At 66.0% G+C, this 16,103-nt stretch carries 13 protein-coding genes; 8 read left to right on the top strand and 5 right to left on the bottom strand.

Annotated elements, in window-relative coordinates; genetic code table 11:
• Position 1: 1 nt before the first annotated feature.
• On the top strand, positions 2–1,942 hold the full coding sequence (locus tag CVM50_RS04360) for a peptidoglycan -binding protein (protein ID WP_085887875.1): 1,941 nt from the start codon (positions 2–4) through the stop codon (positions 1,940–1,942).
• Positions 1,943–2,106: 164 nt separating this feature from the next.
• Here the strand turns inward: CVM50_RS04360 and CVM50_RS21930 are convergent, their stop codons facing one another.
• The 3 genes from CVM50_RS21930 to gloB all read right to left on the bottom strand — a co-directional run bounded on the left by CVM50_RS21930 (position 2,107) and on the right by gloB (position 6,561).
• Positions 2,107–2,850: a M23 family metallopeptidase gene (locus CVM50_RS21930; protein ID WP_232618153.1), complete on the bottom strand. Its 744-nt coding sequence runs from the start codon at positions 2,848–2,850 to the stop codon at positions 2,107–2,109.
• Between the two features lie 439 nt (positions 2,851–3,289).
• The gene (gene clpA, locus CVM50_RS04370) at positions 3,290–5,623 is read right to left on the bottom strand and encodes an ATP-dependent Clp protease ATP-binding subunit ClpA (RefSeq protein WP_085887873.1); all 2,334 of its coding nucleotides are present in this window, start codon (positions 5,621–5,623) and stop codon (positions 3,290–3,292) included.
• Positions 5,624–5,790: 167 nt separating this feature from the next.
• Positions 5,791–6,561, bottom strand: a complete 771-nt coding sequence (gene gloB, locus CVM50_RS04375) for a hydroxyacylglutathione hydrolase (RefSeq protein WP_085887983.1) — start codon at positions 6,559–6,561, stop codon at positions 5,791–5,793.
• 60 nt (positions 6,562–6,621) lie between these two features.
• Between gloB and CVM50_RS04380 the strand changes: the two genes are divergently transcribed.
• Positions 6,622–7,428 carry a class I SAM-dependent methyltransferase gene (locus CVM50_RS04380; RefSeq protein ID WP_085887871.1) on the top strand — a complete coding sequence of 269 codons (807 nt, stop codon included), beginning with the start codon at positions 6,622–6,624 and terminating at the stop codon, positions 7,426–7,428.
• Positions 7,429–7,462: 34 nt separating this feature from the next.
• On the opposite strand, the gene CVM50_RS04385 is transcribed toward CVM50_RS04380, so the two are convergent.
• Positions 7,463–9,037 (bottom strand): hypothetical protein, encoded by a 1,575-nt coding sequence (locus CVM50_RS04385; protein WP_085887869.1) that lies wholly within the window; start codon positions 9,035–9,037, stop codon positions 7,463–7,465.
• A 645-nt stretch (positions 9,038–9,682) separates the two neighbouring features.
• Here CVM50_RS04385 and CVM50_RS04390 point away from each other — a divergent pair.
• The 6 genes from CVM50_RS04390 to CVM50_RS04415 all read left to right on the top strand — a co-directional run bounded on the left by CVM50_RS04390 (position 9,683) and on the right by CVM50_RS04415 (position 15,194).
• Positions 9,683–10,243 carry a F0F1 ATP synthase subunit delta gene (locus CVM50_RS04390; protein WP_198431852.1) on the top strand — a complete coding sequence of 187 codons (561 nt, stop codon included), beginning with the start codon at positions 9,683–9,685 and terminating at the stop codon, positions 10,241–10,243.
• Positions 10,244–11,782: a F0F1 ATP synthase subunit alpha gene (gene atpA / locus CVM50_RS04395; protein ID WP_085887865.1), complete on the top strand. Its 1,539-nt coding sequence runs from the start codon at positions 10,244–10,246 to the stop codon at positions 11,780–11,782.
• A 17-nt stretch (positions 11,783–11,799) separates the two neighbouring features.
• Entirely contained in the window at positions 11,800–12,669 is an 870-nt protein-coding gene (locus CVM50_RS04400) for a F0F1 ATP synthase subunit gamma (RefSeq protein ID WP_085887863.1), read from the top strand.
• 18 nt (positions 12,670–12,687) lie between these two features.
• Entirely contained in the window at positions 12,688–14,109 is a 1,422-nt protein-coding gene (atpD, locus tag CVM50_RS04405; protein WP_085887861.1) for a F0F1 ATP synthase subunit beta, read from the top strand.
• A gap of 12 nt (positions 14,110–14,121) precedes the next feature.
• Positions 14,122–14,550, top strand: coding sequence for a F0F1 ATP synthase subunit epsilon (locus CVM50_RS04410; RefSeq protein WP_085887860.1), 429 nt, complete (start codon positions 14,122–14,124; stop codon positions 14,548–14,550).
• A 296-nt stretch (positions 14,551–14,846) separates the two neighbouring features.
• Entirely contained in the window at positions 14,847–15,194 is a 348-nt protein-coding gene (locus CVM50_RS04415; RefSeq protein ID WP_085887859.1) for an H-type lectin domain-containing protein, read from the top strand.
• Between the two features lie 182 nt (positions 15,195–15,376).
• Here the strand turns inward: CVM50_RS04415 and CVM50_RS04420 are convergent, their stop codons facing one another.
• Positions 15,377–16,072: a metal-dependent hydrolase gene (locus CVM50_RS04420; RefSeq protein WP_085887857.1), complete on the bottom strand. Its 696-nt coding sequence runs from the start codon at positions 16,070–16,072 to the stop codon at positions 15,377–15,379.
• Positions 16,073–16,103 lie beyond the last annotated feature (31 nt).

Here is a 16,103-nt window from a genome sequence, read left to right on the forward strand (position 1 = left end):
CATGGCGCTGACCCGCAGATCCGGCGCCCGGCTGCAGGCCAATATCTGGCCCGGCTTCGTCGATGCGATGACCGGCCTGCTGATGGTGCTGATGTTCGTACTGACGATCTTCATGATCGTGCAGTTCACCCTGCAGGAAACCATCACCGGCCAGGAAAGCGAGCTGGACGAGCTGACCTCGGACCTGGCCGCCCTGAGCCAGGCCCTGGGGCTGGAACGCGACCGGAGCGAGCGGTTGACCGAGGAGGTCGGCACGCTGACCGCCACGCTGGATGATCGCGACGCGCGGCTGGACCAGCAGGCGGCGCTGATCGCCTCGCTGACCCAGGAACGCGACAGCGCCGAGGCCTCGCTGGAGGCGGCGGAGGGCCGCATCACCGCGTTCGAGGCGCAGGTGGCGGGCCTTTTGGCACAGCAGACCGAGGCGCGTGGCCAGATCGCTGACCTGCAGGCCGAACAGGAGCGTCTGATCGGCGAGCAGGAAAGCCTGCAGCTGGCCCTGGCCCAGGCGCGGGACGAAATCGACGCAGGCGAGGAGGCGGCCCGCCTGGCTGCCGCCCGGCGCGAGGCGCTGGAGGCTCTGGTCGAGAGCCTGCGCAGCGAACGGGATGATGCCCGGACCCTGGTCGGCAGCCTGTCGGACGAGCTGGACGAGGCCCAGGCCCAGCTGTCGGATGAAGAGGCCGCACGTCTGGCGGAGGCCGAGGCGGCCCGTGCCCTGCGCGAGCGGCTGGAAAACGCCCAGGATGAGCTGACGGCAATGACCCTGGCGCTGGAGGAACAGCGCCGCCAGGCCGAGGAAACGCTGACCCTGCTGGCCGCCGCCGAAGCGGCTCAGGAGGATCTGGACCTGCGGCTGGCCGCTGCCCTGCTGGCCCGGGACGAGGCCCAGGCCCAGGCGGGCGCCGCCGAGGGTGCGCTGACGGCGCTGCGCGATGAGCTGGAGACGACCCGCAGCGCGCTGGAGGCAGAGCGCGGGGACAGTGACGAGGCGGCCCTGCGCGCGCGGCTCGCGGCGGCGTTGGCCGCCCAGGAGGAGGCCGAGACCGAGGTTGCCGCCGCAGAGTCCGACCGCGAGGCGCTGCGCGATCAACTGGCCGCGGCGCTGGCCCGGCAGCTGGCAGCGGAACAGCAGGCCGAAGAGCAATTGAGCGAGGCCGAACAGCGCGCGGCGCTGCTGGCCGAGTCCAACGCGGCCTTGGAGGCGGAAGAGGCGAAGTCGGCCGAAAGCCAGCGCCGGGCCGCCGTTCTGAACCAGCAGGTCGCGGCGCTGCGCACGCAGCTCGGCTCGCTGCAGGCGCTCCTGGACGACTACAAGGCCCGCGAGGCCGCCAGCCAGGTGCAGTTGGAAAGCCTGGGCCAGGACCTGAATGCGGCGCTGGCGCGGGCGACCGCGCTGGAACGGCGCGAACGCCAGCGCGCCGAGGCCGAGGCCGAGCGCCTGGCCGAGGAGGCGCGGCGCCTGGCGGAAGAGGCGGAGGACCTCGAACAGTACCGGTCCGATTTCTTTGGCCGGATGCGGCAGATCCTTGCGGGGCGCGACGGCGTGCGCATCGTTGGCGACCGCTTCGTCTTCTCCTCCGAGGTGCTGTTTGCCCCGGCTCGGGCGCAGCTGTCGGACGCCGGGCGGGCCCAGATCGCCGAGATCGCGGATATCCTGCGGCAGGTATCTGATGAGATCCCGGCGGGGATCAACTGGATCATCCGCGTGGACGGGCACACCGACAAGGTGCCGCTGCGGGGCAGTCGCGAGTTCGCCGACAACTGGGAGCTGAGCCAGGCGCGTGCCCTGTCGGTCGTGCGCTACATGATCGAACTGGGCATTGCGCCGGAGCACCTGTCGGCCAACGGGTTCGGGGAATACCAGCCCATTGCCGAGGGCGACAGCCCCGAGGCGCTGGCTGCGAACCGGCGGATCGAGCTGAAGCTGACCGAGCGCTGACGGGACCGCATGCCATGGGGCGTGACGGCGGGGCGCCCTCCGCCGCAGGCGGCACGTAGACGGGGGAGGAGGTCCTGTCCCCGTCTCAGCGGGCTGAGGCACCCTTGGATATTTCCGGCAGAGAGAAGATCGGGCGTGGTGCATCGTCCCGCCATAGGCGCGGGTCAGGTCAGCGGGTGATCTGAACCTGCGAGGTGGTCTGTGACAGGACTTTCCCGTCGCGGATCAGAGTGGCCCGCCCCGTGTAGAGACCTGGCGCGAGGGGCGCGCGCAGGCGCTTGCCATGGGCGCGGAAAAAGCTGCGCCTGGGGGCGGTCAAGGGTGATGTCCTGCCGGGAGAAGGTGCCGTCGGGAGCGTGAACCACAAGTGTAAGCCTGTCGCCGGCCCGGACGCCGAAGAGATGGGCCCAGAGCACCAGCGCGGGGCTGTCCGCAGGCAGTGCAGGGCGCGCGGCCGTGCCGGCCTTGATGTCAGAGTAGCCGGGTAGGGCGTCGAGGAAGCCGGTGCTGATGATGCCGCCGGGCTGGTAGGGTAGCGGATCCACCCAGAGTTGGGCCGCAGGTTCCGTGCCGCAGGTCGCGGGGGTATCGGGGGCAAAGGGGTCGACCACCTGGCCATCGTGGCGCAGGGACAGATGCAGGTGCGGGAACTGGCTGCGCCCCGACATGCCGACGCGACCCAGGGGGGCGCCGGTGTCGACCTGCTGCCCCTTGCGCACCATGAGCGAGCCGCGGGCCATGTGGCAGTACTGGGTTTCCCAACCATGGCCGTGGTCGATCACCAGACCGTTGCCGCAGTCCTTGCCGCCGAGGTTTGTTTCAGGCGTCCAGGGGGTGTCTGCCATGCCGTCGCGCAGGCCGGTGACACGACCCGGTGCGGCGGCGCGCACTGTGACACGGGCGCGCATGAGCGCCAGGTCGGGCAGGGCGAAATCGGTGCCCTTGTGACCATCGTAGGTCAGCGGGCCGCAGGTGAAATCCCGGGCACCGGACCCGGGATCCGCATCGACGTAGTTCTGGATATGGCAGGTGCGGCCGGGGATGCAATCTAGCGGCAGGGCAAGGCGCGGCGCCTCCTGAGCGAAGGCTGGCCAGGCGGCAAGGAGCAGGGAGAGGAGCCCGCCGCGCCGGGGCGAAAGCAGGGCGAGACAGCGACGGCCTGGCCGTGGGGGCAGCGGCTCTTCGCAAGCGTGTCGCGCCCCATGCCTTCGTAGAGCGACCGCCCCTTGGATCCGGCCTGGCGCGGAGGCTGCGAGCGCGCGCTGGCCCTGTCGCGCCCATACCAAAAGGGCGGGGAAAATCCCCGCCCTTTCGCGATTGTTCAGGCCATTGCGCATGCGGTGCCGATCACTCGGCGGTCAGCAACGGCGGCTTGTTGCCCGAGAGACGCAGCTTGTCCGGCCCCTTGATCTGCAGGTCGAGCTCGTCGCCCTTCAGCGCCACCTTGACCACACCACCCTTGGACAGCTTGCCGAAGAGCAACTCTTCCGCCAGAGGCTTCTTGATGTGTTCCTGGATCACGCGGCCCAGGGGACGGGCGCCCATCTTGTCGTCGTAGCCCTTCTCGGCCAGCCATTCGGCGGCGGGCTTGGTCAGTTCGATGGTCACGCCGCGGTCCATCAGCTGGGCCTCGAGTTGCAGCACGAACTTCTCGACCACTTGCAGGATGGTGTCCTTCGGCAGCGGCTGGAAGCTGATGACGGCATCCAGGCGGTTGCGGAACTCGGGCGTGAAGGTCCGCTCGATCGCGGCGGTATCCTCGCCCTCGCGCCGGTCGCGGCCGAAACCGATGGCCGACTTCGCCTGTTCCGCAGCCCCCGCGTTGGAGGTCATGATCAGCACCACGTTGCGGAAGTTCACCGTGCGGCCGTTGTGGTCGGTCAGCTGGCCGTGGTCCATCACTTGCAGCAGGATGTTGTAGACATCCGGGTGCGCCTTCTCGATCTCGTCGAGCAGCAGCACGCAATGCGGGTGCTGGTCCACGCCATCGGTCAGCAGGCCACCCTGGTCGAAGCCGACGTAGCCCGGAGGCGCGCCGATCAGGCGCGAGACCGCGTGTTTCTCCATGTACTCGGACATGTCGAAGCGCAGCAGTTCCACGCCGAGCGTATCCGCCAGCTGTTTTGCCACCTCGGTCTTGCCGACGCCCGTGGGGCCGGCAAAGAGGTAGTTGCCGATGGGCTTCTCGGGTTCGCGCAGACCGGCCCGCGACAGCTTGATCGCCGAGCTGAGCGCGTCGATCGCCGCGTCCTGGCCGAAGACCACGCGTTTCAGGCTGCCTTCCAGGTCCTTGAGGACCTCGGCATCGTCCTTCGTGACGTTCTTCGGCGGGATACGGGCGATCTTGGCCACCACGGCCTCGATTTCCTTCACGCCGATGGTCTTCCGACGCTTCGATTCAGCCACCAGGTGCTGCGCAGCGCCAGCCTCGTCGATCACGTCGATGGCCTTGTCGGGCAACTTGCGGTCGTTGATGTAGCGCGCCGAGAGTTCGACCGCCGTCTTCACCGCGTCATTGGTGTACTTGATGCCGTGGTGTTCCTCGAAGTAGGGCTTCAGGCCCTTCAGGATCTTCACCGCATCCTCGACCGACGGCTCGTTCACGTCGATCTTCTGGAACCGGCGGGACAGGGCGCGGTCCTTCTCGAAGTGCTGGCGGAACTCCTTATAGGTGGTGGAGCCCATGCAGCGCAGCTTGCCTCCCGCCAGAGCGGGTTTCAGCAGGTTGGAGGCATCCATCGCCCCGCCGGAGGTGGCGCCGGCGCCGATCACCGTGTGGATCTCGTCGATGAAGAGGACGGCATCGGGATGCGCCTCCAGCTCGGAGACGACTGCCTTCAGCCGTTCCTCGAAATCGCCGCGATAGCGGGTGCCGGCCAGCAGCGCGCCCATGTCGAGCGAGAAGATGGTGGTGTTGGCCAGGATGTCGGGGGTTTCGCCCTGGACGATCTTGCGCGCCAGACCCTCGGCGATGGCGGTCTTGCCGACGCCGGGATCACCGACCAGAAGCGGGTTGTTCTTGCGCCGGCGGCAGAGGACCTGGATGCAGCGTTCGACCTCGGAGCCACGGCCGATCAGCGGGTCGACATCGCCCTCGTCCGCCTTGGCGTTGAGGTTCACGCAATACTTGTCGAGCGCGGATTCCTTGCCCTCGCCCTCGGGCTGGGCGGCGGAGGGGCCGCTGGCCCGTTTCTGCTCTTCCTCGGCGCCGGACACCGGTCGGCTTTCGCCATAGGCCGGATCCTTGGCCACGCCATGGGCGATGAAGTTGACCGCATCGTAGCGCGTCATGTCCTGCTCCTGCAGGAAATAGGCGGCATTCGATTCGCGTTCGGCGAAGATGGCGACCAGCACGTTGGCGCCGGTGACCTCGGTCCGGCCGGAGCTTTGAACGTGAATGGCCGCGCGCTGGATGACGCGCTGGAATGCGGCCGTCGGCACGGCCTCGGAGCCGTCGATGTCCGTCACCAGGTTGGCCAATTCCTCATCCACGAATTCGACGAGGGTCTGGCGCAGCTCCTCGGTGTCGACGGAACAGGCTTTCATCACCCGAGCGGCGTCGGGTTCGTCGATCAGCGCCAGCAGAAGGTGTTCAAGCGTCGCGAACTCATGGTGCCGGGCATTGGCCAGCGCCAGGGCCGCGTGGATCGCCTGTTCCAGGGTGGTCGAGAATGAAGGCACTGTGGTGCTCCTTTTCGATCTGTGTCGGAGCGGGGACGGGCCCCAGATCCAACCATGGCCTCTTAGTCTTAAAGTTTGGTCGATCCTGACCGCTCTTCAAGGGTTTTCTGCGACCGTGCGATCACATTTCCGGGCCCGGCCTGTCGGAAACGCTGCCAAACGGTCATTCAGAAGGCGTCCTTGCGGCGCCGGATCTCGGCAAAGACCTGCGCCGGATCGGCGCCGGCAAGGCCGAGGGTCTCCGCGACGGACGGCTGACCGGCGCGCAGGAACGGGTTGGTTGCAAGTTCTTCGGAAAGCAGGGACGGCACGGTCGGCCGGCCCTCGGCGCGGGCGGCCTTCACGGCCTCGACCCTCGATATAAGGTCGGAATTGTCCGGTTCAATCGTCAGGGCGAATTTCCCGTTGGCCAGCGTGTACTCATGTCCCGAGCAGATCGTGGTGCGCGGCGGCAGCGCCGCCAGCTTCTGCAGAGAGTGGTACATCTGCTCGAATGTGCCCTCGAACACACGCCCGCAACCAAGCGCCATAAGGCTGTCGGCGGTGAAGGCGATCTCGCTACCGGGGAAGTGGAAGGCCAGGTGCCCGACGGTATGGCCCGAGACATCCAGCACGGCGCCATGTTCCCCGCCGAGGCCCAGCTGGTCGCCTTCCTTCAGGGACACGTCTAGCTTCGGCAGGCGGTGCGCATCGGCTTCGGCGCCGAAGACGCGGGCGCCTGGGTGGTCGGCCAGCAGAGCGTCGAGGCCCTGAACGTGGTCCGGATGGTGGTGGGTCAGCCAGACCTGGCTGCAACTCCAGCCGCGCTCGGCCAGGGCGGCGAGAATCGGCGCGGCCTCGGGCACGTCGATGACGGCGGTTTCGCCGGAGGCCTCATCATGCAGCAGATAGGCGTAGTTGTCGCTGAGACAGGGGATCGTGACGAGGGCAAGAGCCATGGTCATTTCCTTTGCACTTGGTATTGTCGGTAAGTGAAACCCATAGCGGAGCGCCATGCAATGCACCTGGACGTGCAGGATCTGCGCAATTTCTACTATCGCTCCACCCTGGGCCGGGCGGCCCAGGCCTCGATCCGTGGGCGGTTGCTGGATTTCTGGCCCGAGGCGAAGGGGCAGACGGTGCTGGGCTACGGCTTCGCCGCCCCGCTGTTGCGGCCCTATCTGCCGGAGGCGCGTCGCGTCATGGCCTTGATGCCGGCGCCGCAGGGGGTGATGCCCTGGCCCGCCGCCATGCCCAATGTCTCCGTGCTGTGCGAGGAAACGCTCTGGCCGATCGAAACCGGGCTGGCGGACAAGCTGGTGCTGATGCACGGGCTGGAAACGTCGGACAGCCCGACCGAACTGCTGGAAGAGTGCTTCCGCGTGCTGGGGCCGGGGGGCAAGGCGATGTTCATCGTGCCGCACCGCTCGGGCCTTTGGTCCCGCTCCGACCGGACGCCCTTCGGCTATGGCCGGCCCTACAGCCAGGGCCAGCTGGAGGCGCAGCTGAAACGCCATGCCTTCCTGCCCGAACGGCATCAGCACACGCTGTACCAGCCGCCCTCGTCGAAACGGTTCTGGCGCAAGACGGCGAACTTCTGGGAGAAACTGGGCGGCCAGCTCTCTTTCGTGCTCTCGGGCGGGGTGCTGATGGTCGAGGCGACCAAGCGTGTCCAGGCGCCTTCGGGGCCCGGCGAGAGGGTACGAGCCAAGTCCGGCCTGCGGGTGCTGGAAGGGCTGGCGGCGCCCAAGCCGGACACGGCCCGGGCACGCCACCTGGAACCGCCCAAGCCGGACACGGCCCGGGCACGCCACCTGGAACGGTAAGGGGCAGAGGGGGAGGGCGCGCGCCCGCCCAGCCTCAGGCGGCGGCGCTGCCCGCCAGGGCCGAGGCCGGGGTGAAGGCGCCGTCGCGGTCGCGGATCCAGACATCGTCCATCGACAGCGGAGCCGTATCGTCCAGCGCCACCGTGATGGTCCGGCTGAACGCGTCCCCGTCCGGCGCTTCCAGGTCGATCACCACATCCACATAGCCGCTGGTCGCGGCAGGAGCGATCCCGACCCGGGTCACCTGCGAGCCATCCATGCCCTGGCTGTCGATCTCGAGCCGGTCGCTGCCGCCTTCGAACTCCTCCACCACGCCCAGATCCTCGGTAAAAAGCCAGTCGGGGAATTCGGCGTATTCAGAGGCGTCCATCAGCGATCCGGTGTCGACCCGATAGCTGTCGCTGCCCGCGCCACCATAGGCCTGGGCATCGCCCAGAACCGTCAGCGTGTCGTCGCCGCTGCCACCATAGATCTGGGCGCTGTCGTACCCGATCAGCCGATCGGCCCCGGCGCCGCCCTGGGCGGTGGCGCTGTCTTCGACACGGATACTGTCCGCGCCCTCGCCGCCGTATACCTGTGCCTCATCCGAGCCGGTCAGCGTGTCATCGCCCGACTCGCCGAACCCCGCGGCCCGGTCGCTGACGTCGATGTCATCGCGCCAGGCGCCGCCATGGGCCGTGGCGTCCTCATTGGCGTAGAGGTGATCGGCGCCCCGGTCGCCATAGATCTGCGCCCCGCCGCTGCCGGTCAGCGAATCCTGGCCCAACCCTCCGTGGGCCTCGGCGGTGTCGAAGGCGGCCAGCACATCCTCCCCGCTGTCGCCATGGGCCAGGGCGTCGTCATAGGCCATCAGCGTATCGGCTCCGGCGCCGCCATAGCCCTGAGTGCTGTCATTCAGGCCGATCATGTCCTGACCGTAGCCGCCGTGCAGGGTGGCCTCTTCGAAACCGATGAGCGTGTCGTCATCCAACCCGCCATAAAGCTGGGCGTGATCGTTGGCAAAACCCAGGTCGTTGCCCGGCCCGCCATAGAGGCGCGCCTCGCCCGCGGGCTGATAGCCCTCGATGTCGGGGCCGCTGTTGGCGCCGCCGATCAGCGTGTCGTCGCCCGACCCCGCGCGCGCCAGGCCCTGGTCATAGGCTTCGACATCGTCGTCGCCCGAGCCGCCCCAGGCCTTCGCCTGACCGGCGGCGCCGACCGCGTCGTGGCCTGCGCCGCCATAAACCTGCGCTTGGTCAAGCCCGAACAGCGTGTCCTCGCCCGAGCCGCCGTAGACCTCCAGTTGACCCTCGGCAAAGGCGATGTCGTTGCCCGGACCGGCAAAGACGGTGCCGCCGCCCGAAATCCGGCCTTCCTGGGCCTGGGGGCCGTCGTAGTAGCGAACATCGCCCTCGGGCACCTCGGCGCCCTCGTCATAGAGATCGTGGATCAGCTGGCGGGTCAGCGCCTGCACCGGCGCATCCTCCTCATCGTCATCCTCGCCGGGGAAGGACGGGTTCGGATCTTCCAGCGTGTCGTCTCCGCTTTCCTCGGCGGGATCGTCATCGTCGCTGCCGTCGAAAAGCGGCGCGGCGAGCAGGGGCAGAAGCAGCAGAAAGAGGATTTCCATGAGCAAGACCTAAATGGATAATGGCGTACGCGACGACGGGCCCGCCCCGAACAGGCGTTGTAGAGCTCGGTGAGTCGCGCTCGATTTGAAGTGAAATTATCGCTTTAATTCCGGCAGTACGGTTGGAAACAGAGTGTTCGCGCCCCATTTTCGCCGCATTTCACCCGGGCTGATGCTATTGCGCAACGCCTGCTGTCCGGTCCGGATCATGACCCCCGGGCCGAGACGGTGACCGATGCGTCTCTCCGCAGACGCTAAGGGCCGGGAAACGGGCATGTCTAATCTCCGAAACGGGTCGAACCGGGGGCGATCGGGGAGGGCCGTGAAATTGCGCGAGGGCCCCCTGCGGAGGCGAATCTTTGACTATGCATGAGAACCCGGCTGGCGCGAATCCCAAAAAGGTGAACAAATACTTGTGCTTTGCCCCGACCCCGGTCCCGCGGCCCCGTGCGAATTGCGCACGGACCCCCCGAAGGCACTGAAAAACAAGGGCGATGAGGTTGGCGTTAACGGCTGCAAGCGGGTTGATGGGGGGGGAGGCCTCTGCTACACCCCCGCTGATTTTGATGCTCTGCTATGCTAGGGCTGCAAACCCCCTGCGCCGACATGACGGTCGGAACGGGGCCGAAAATCGGAAGGGTGGACGTGTCCGAACCAGCTTCGATCTCCTACGGCATCGCCTCGCGCTATGCTCAGGCCGTCTTCGACATCGCGCGCGAGAACGGCAAGCTGAAAGAGCTTGAAACCAACATCAAGGATCTGGCCGAAGCCCTGGCTTCCAGCGACGACCTGCGCGACATGATCCTGTCGCCGATCTACACGCGCGCAGAGCAGGAAAAGGCCATCCTGGCAGTCGCCGACAAGCTGGCGCTGAAGCCGGTGACCCGCAACGCCCTGGGCCTGATGGCGCAGAAGCGCCGCCTGTTCGCCCTGCCGCAGTTCTGCCAGCGCCTGAACGAGCTGCTGGCCGAGGAGAAGGGCGAAGTGACCGCAGATGTCACCTCCGCCACGCCTCTCAGCCAGGAACAGCAGGACAAGATTACCGCCATGCTCGCCGAGACCGTCGGCAAGCAGGTGGCCCTGAATACCGCCGTCGATGAACAACTCATCGGCGGTCTCGTCATCAAGGTTGGTTCGAAGATGATCGATACCTCGATCCGTTCGAAGCTCAACGCTCTCCAGAATGTCATGAAAGAGGTCGGATAAATGGGAGTCCAAGCAGCCGAAATTTCTGCTATCCTCAAGGAGCAGATCAAGAACTTTGGCCAGGAGGCCGAAGTGGCCGAGGTTGGCCGGGTGCTGTCCGTCGGTGACGGTATCGCTCGTGTCTACGGCCTCGACAACGTCCAGGCGGGCGAGATGGTCGAATTCCCCGGTGGTATCCAAGGCATGGCGCTGAACCTCGAAGCCGACAACGTCGGCGTCGTGATCTTCGGCTCCGACCGGGACATCAAGGAAGGCGACACCGTCAAGCGCACCAACTCCATCGTGGACGTGGCTGCAGGCGACGCCCTGCTGGGCCGCGTTGTCGACGGTCTGGGCAACCCGCTGGACGGCAAGGGTCCGATCGAAGGCACCGAGCGTCGCGTCGCCGACGTCAAGGCGCCGGGCATCATCCCGCGTAAATCCGTGCACGAGCCGATGGCCACCGGCCTGAAGTCCGTGGACGCCATGATCCCGATCGGCCGTGGCCAGCGGGAACTGATCATCGGCGACCGTCAGACCGGTAAAACGGCTGTGGCCCTCGACGCGATCCTGAACCAGAAGACCTACAACGACGCCGCAGGCGACGACGACAGCAAGAAGCTGTACTGCGTCTACGTGGCTGTCGGTCAGAAGCGTTCCACCGTGGCGCAGCTGGTGAAGAAGCTGGAAGAGACCGGCGCGATCGAATACTCCGTCGTCGTCGCCGCCACCGCATCCGACCCCGCGCCGATGCAGTACCTGGCCCCCTACACCGCGACCGCGATGGCCGAGTACTTCCGCGACAACGGCAAGCACGCCCTGATCATCTACGATGACCTGTCGAAGCAGGCCGTGGCTTATCGCCAGATGTCCCTGCTGCTGCGCCGTCCGCCGGGCCGCGAAGCCTACCCGGGCGACGTCTTCTACCTCCACTCCCGCCTGCTGGAACGTTCGGCCAAGCTGAACGAAGACTTCGGCTCCGGTTCGCTGACGGCCCTGCCGATCATCGAAACCCAGGGCGGCGACGTTTCCGCGTTCATCCCGACCAACGTGATCTCGATCACCGACGGTCAGATCTTCCTGGAAACCGACCTGTTCTACCAGGGTATCCGCCCGGCCGTGAACACCGGTCTGTCGGTTTCGCGTGTGGGGTCCTCGGCACAGACCAAGGCCATGTCATCGGTTGCCGGCCCGGTGAAACTGTCGCTCGCCCAGTACCGCGAGATGGCCGCCTTCGCCCAGTTCGGGTCCGACCTGGACGCCGCCACCCAGCGTCTGCTGGCCCGTGGTGCCCGTCTGACGGAGCTGATGAAGCAGCCGCAGTACCAGCCGCTGACCAACGCGGAAATCGTCTGCGTCATCTTCGCCGGCACCAACGGCTACCTGGACAACGTCCCGGTTTCCGAAGTGGGCCGCTACGAAGCCGAGCTTCTGAAGTTCCTGCGCAACAGCAAACCCGAAATCCTGCAGTGGATCACGGACGAGGATCCCAAGATCAAGGGTGAGCCCGCGGACAAGCTGAAGGCAGTGCTGGACGAGTTCGCAGCCGATTTCGCCTGAGCCTAGGGAGGTAACACATGCCTTCTCTGAAGGACCTCAAGAACAGGATCGAGTCGGTCAAGTCGACCCGCAAGATCACCAAGGCCATGCAGATGGTTGCCGCGGCGAAACTTCGCCGCGCGCAGGAGGCCGCCGAGATGTCCCGCCCCTACGCGGAACGTTTCAACGCGGTCCTCAGCCAGCTTGCATCCTCGGTGGGCGGGTCGGACACCGCACCGCTCCTGCTGAAGGGCACCGGCAAGGACGATGTTCACATGCTGGTCGTCATGACCGCCGAGCGCGGTCTGTGTGGCGGCTTCAACGCGAATATCGTCAAGCTGGCCCGGACCCGCATCGCGGAGCTGCAAGCCGCCGGCAAGACGGTCAAGATCCTGACCGTCGGCAAGAAGGGCCGTGAGCAGCTCAAGCGTCAGTATGGCGACCTCTTCGTCGGTCACGTCGACCTGACCGAGGTGAAGAACGTCGGCTACGCCAACGCGCAGGAGCTGGCAGCGACGCTGCTGACCTCCTTCGAGGAAGGCGAGTTCGACGTGGCCACGATCTTCTTCGGCAAGTTCGAGAATGTCGTCAGCCAGGTGCCGACCGCGCAGCAGGTGATCCCGGCCGAGTTCGAGGAAACGGACGCGCCCGCGATCGACTACGACTACGAGCCCGGCGAGGCCGAGATCCTGGAAAGCCTGCTGCCTCGCGGCGTGGCCACCCAGATCTTCGCGGCCCTGCTGGAAAACGCTGCCTCGGAGCAGGGTGCCCGGATGTCCGCCATGGACAACGCGACCCGCAACGCTGGCGAGATGATCGACAAGCTGTCCATCGAGTACAACCGTACCCGTCAGGCGGTCATCACCAACGAGCTGATCGAAATCATTTCGGGCGCCGAGGCGCTCTAAGGAACCGGAGAAAACGACATGGCAATGAAAGGCAAAGTGACCCAGGTCATCGGCGCCGTCGTGGACGTGCAGTTCGAAGACGGCCTGCCGGCCATTCTGAACGCGCTGACCACCGACAACAACGGTAACCGTCTGGTCATGGAAGTCGCGCAGCACCTGGGCGAGAACACCGTCCGGGCCATCGCAATGGACGCCACCGAAGGTCTGGTGCGCGGTCAGGCAGTGGAAGACACCGGCGCGCCGATCTCGGTTCCCGTCGGCACCGCCACCTTGGGCCGCATCCTGAACGTCGTCGGTGAACCCGTCGACGAAAAGGGCCCGGTCGAGGCCGACGAGTACCGCCCGATTCACGCCCCGGCACCGGACTTCTCCGAGCAGGCGACCGAAGCGGAAATCCTGGTCACCGGCATCAAGGTCATCGACCTGCTGGCCCCCTATTCCAAGGGCGGCAAGATCGGCCTGTTCGGCGGCGCCGGCGTGGGCAAGACGGTTCTGATCCAGGAACTGATCAACAACATCGCAAAGGTGCACTCGGGCCTGTCCGTGTTCGCTGGTGTTGGTGAACGGACCCGTGAAGGGAACGACCTCTACCACGAGATGATCGAATCGGGCGTTCTGAACCCCGACAACCTGACCGAGTCGAAGATCGCGCTGTGCTACGGCCAGATGAACGAACCGCCGGGTGCCCGTGCCCGTATCGCGCTGACCGGCCTGACCCTGGCCGAACAGTTCCGCGACGCGACCGGGACCGACGTTCTGTTCTTCGTCGACAACATCTTCCGCTTCACCCAGGCCGGTTCGGAAATGTCCGCACTGCTGGGCCGTATCCCCTCCGCCGTGGGTTACCAGCCGACGCTGGCCACCGACATGGGGGCGATGCAGGAACGGATCACCTCGACCAAGAACGGTTCGATCACCTCGATCCAGGCCGTCTACGTTCCCGCGGACGACCTTACCGACCCCGCACCGGCAACGACCTTTGCCCACCTCGATGCAACCACGGTTCTCAACCGTGCGATCTCCGAACTCGGCATCTACCCGGCTGTGGACCCGCTCGACTCCACCTCGCGTCTGATGGACCCGCTGGTGATCGGCGAGGAACACTACCAGGTGGCGCGTGACGTTCAGGGTATCCTCCAGCGTTACAAGTCGCTGCAGGACATCATCGCCATCCTCGGCATGGACGAACTGTCGGAAGAGGACAAGCTGACCGTGGCCCGCGCCCGGAAGATCCAGCGTTTCCTCTCCCAGCCGTTCGACGTGGCAAAGGTCTTCACCGGCTCCGATGGCGTCCAGGTTCCCCTGGAAGACACCGTCAAGTCGTTCAAGGCCGTTGTCGCCGGCGAATACGATCACCTGCCCGAGGGCGCCTTCTACATGGTTGGCGGCATCGACGAAGTGATCGCCAAGGCCGAGAAGATGGCCGCGGAAGCCGCGTAAGGTAGAGATCTGATGGCAAACACGATGGACTTCTCCCTTGTCTCGCCGGAACGGAGCCTGGTCTCCGGCCCGGTGAGCGAGGCGCAGATTCCGGGTGAGGAAGGGGATCTGACAGCCATGCCCGGGCATGCGCCGATGATCACCACCCTCCGCCCCGGTGTCCTGCACCTCAAGGGACCGGACGGAGAGGACGATTACGTCGTCTCCGGCGGTTTCGCCGAGATCTCGGCCGAGGGCGTCACCGTCCTGGCCGAACGTGCCCTGCACACTAAGGAAATGACCCAGGACGTTCTGAACGACTGGGTCCAGGAAGCGCACAAGGCCTGGAAGGACGCGACCGACGATAATGGCGTCGCGCGTGCCGGCAAGCTGCTGGCCGACATGGTGGCCATGGGCACCCATATCGGCCTGGACCCCGATCACGCCAACTACGTTGATTGATCGCCGGTCCGGCGACCTGAACTAACCTTCATCAAGGCCCCGGCATCGTCCGGGGCCTTGATGCATTTAGGAGCTTGTTGCTTTCGGGGCAGGGCGCCCATGTGTCACGTCTTGATCCGGCGCCAAGCAGGCGGCGGAAGCACTTTTTCAATCCCTCTCGGGCTATTGCGGACCCGAACGGCCCGCGCCTCTGGCCTCCTCAGCGTTGCCGGCGGGGCAGTCCCCCCTAAGTTAGGGGGTGCACAAACGATTGAAAACGCGACAGGATGCAGGCCTGTACGGGACAACGGACGACTATGAAGAAGTTGACGACCAACTGTATCGGGATCGACCAAGGGGATATGGTCATGTTCTCGGACTTCCAGGATGGCGGCGAGATGTGGACGGGCACCGGCCCGCGAGAACGCCGCCGCCGCGTGACCTTTGATGAACCCTTCCGCGAGGTGCCGAGCGTGCATTGCGCCCTGTCAATGTGGGACATGGACAACGGATCGAACCTGCGCGGGGATCTGGAGACGGAAAATATAGGTCGTGACGGCTTCGACGCCGTGTTCAAGACTTGGGGCGATACCCGCATCGCCCGCGCGCGCATCCGCTGGATGGCCGTGGGTCCGGTGCGCGGCGAGGGCGACTGGGACGTCTGAGGGGGGCTCCGGGGGGAGGCCCGTGCCCGGGCCTTGCCTCCGGCGGGAGTATTTTCAGCTTTCGGATAAGGGAAGGCGGGATCGCCCAGGCGCGCTGCCCCGCCCTTATCCGGCAGCCAGAAATACTCTGGGGGGAGGCTCCGGGACGGAGCCGGGGGGCAAAGCCCCCGGCCCTCTGGGCCTTACAGCTCGATCGCTTCCAGCACCTGCGGTTCGATCACGTCGACGCCGGGCAGTTCCGCCTTCAGCAGGTCGGCGTTCTGTTCCAGCAGCGGGAAGGTGCGATAATGCATCGGCACCAATGTCTTGAAGTCGAAGAAGGTCTTAGCGGCATAGGCGGCGCGGCGCATGTCCATGGTGAAATGACCGCCGGCGCATAGGATGCCGATGTCGGGCTTGTGCAGATCGTTGAAGACCTTCATGTCGGCCATCACGTCGGTATCGCCGGAGAAGTAGATCGTGCGGCCTTCGCCCTCGATCATGAAACCCGATTCGGAGCCGAGGTAGACCGGCACGCCATCCGCCGTCTCGGTGGCCGAGGAATGGGTGGCGTGGACCATGGTGACCGTGACGCCGCCGATGTCCACGGTGCCGCCCTTGTTGAACCCGGTGGTCTCGACGCCGTGCTGGTCGGCCACCCATTTCATCAGTTCGACCATGCCGAAGACCGGGATGCCCAGCTCCTTGGCGACCGGACCGACGTCGTTCAGGTGGTCGCCGTGGCCGTGGGTCACGAAGATATGGGTGGCGCCTGCGATGGCCTCTGCGCGACGGTCTTCGGGGAACATCGGGTTGCCGGTCAGGAAGGGATCGAGCAGGATCACCTTGTCGGCGATCTCCAGGCGGAAGGAGCCGTGGCCGAGCCAGATCAGTTTCATGGTGTACCTCATATCATTTGGTCCGGGACGG

The sequence above is a fragment of the Pseudooceanicola marinus genome (genome assembly GCF_002786295.1).
GTDB lineage: Bacteria > Pseudomonadota > Alphaproteobacteria > Rhodobacterales > Rhodobacteraceae > Pseudooceanicola > Pseudooceanicola marinus.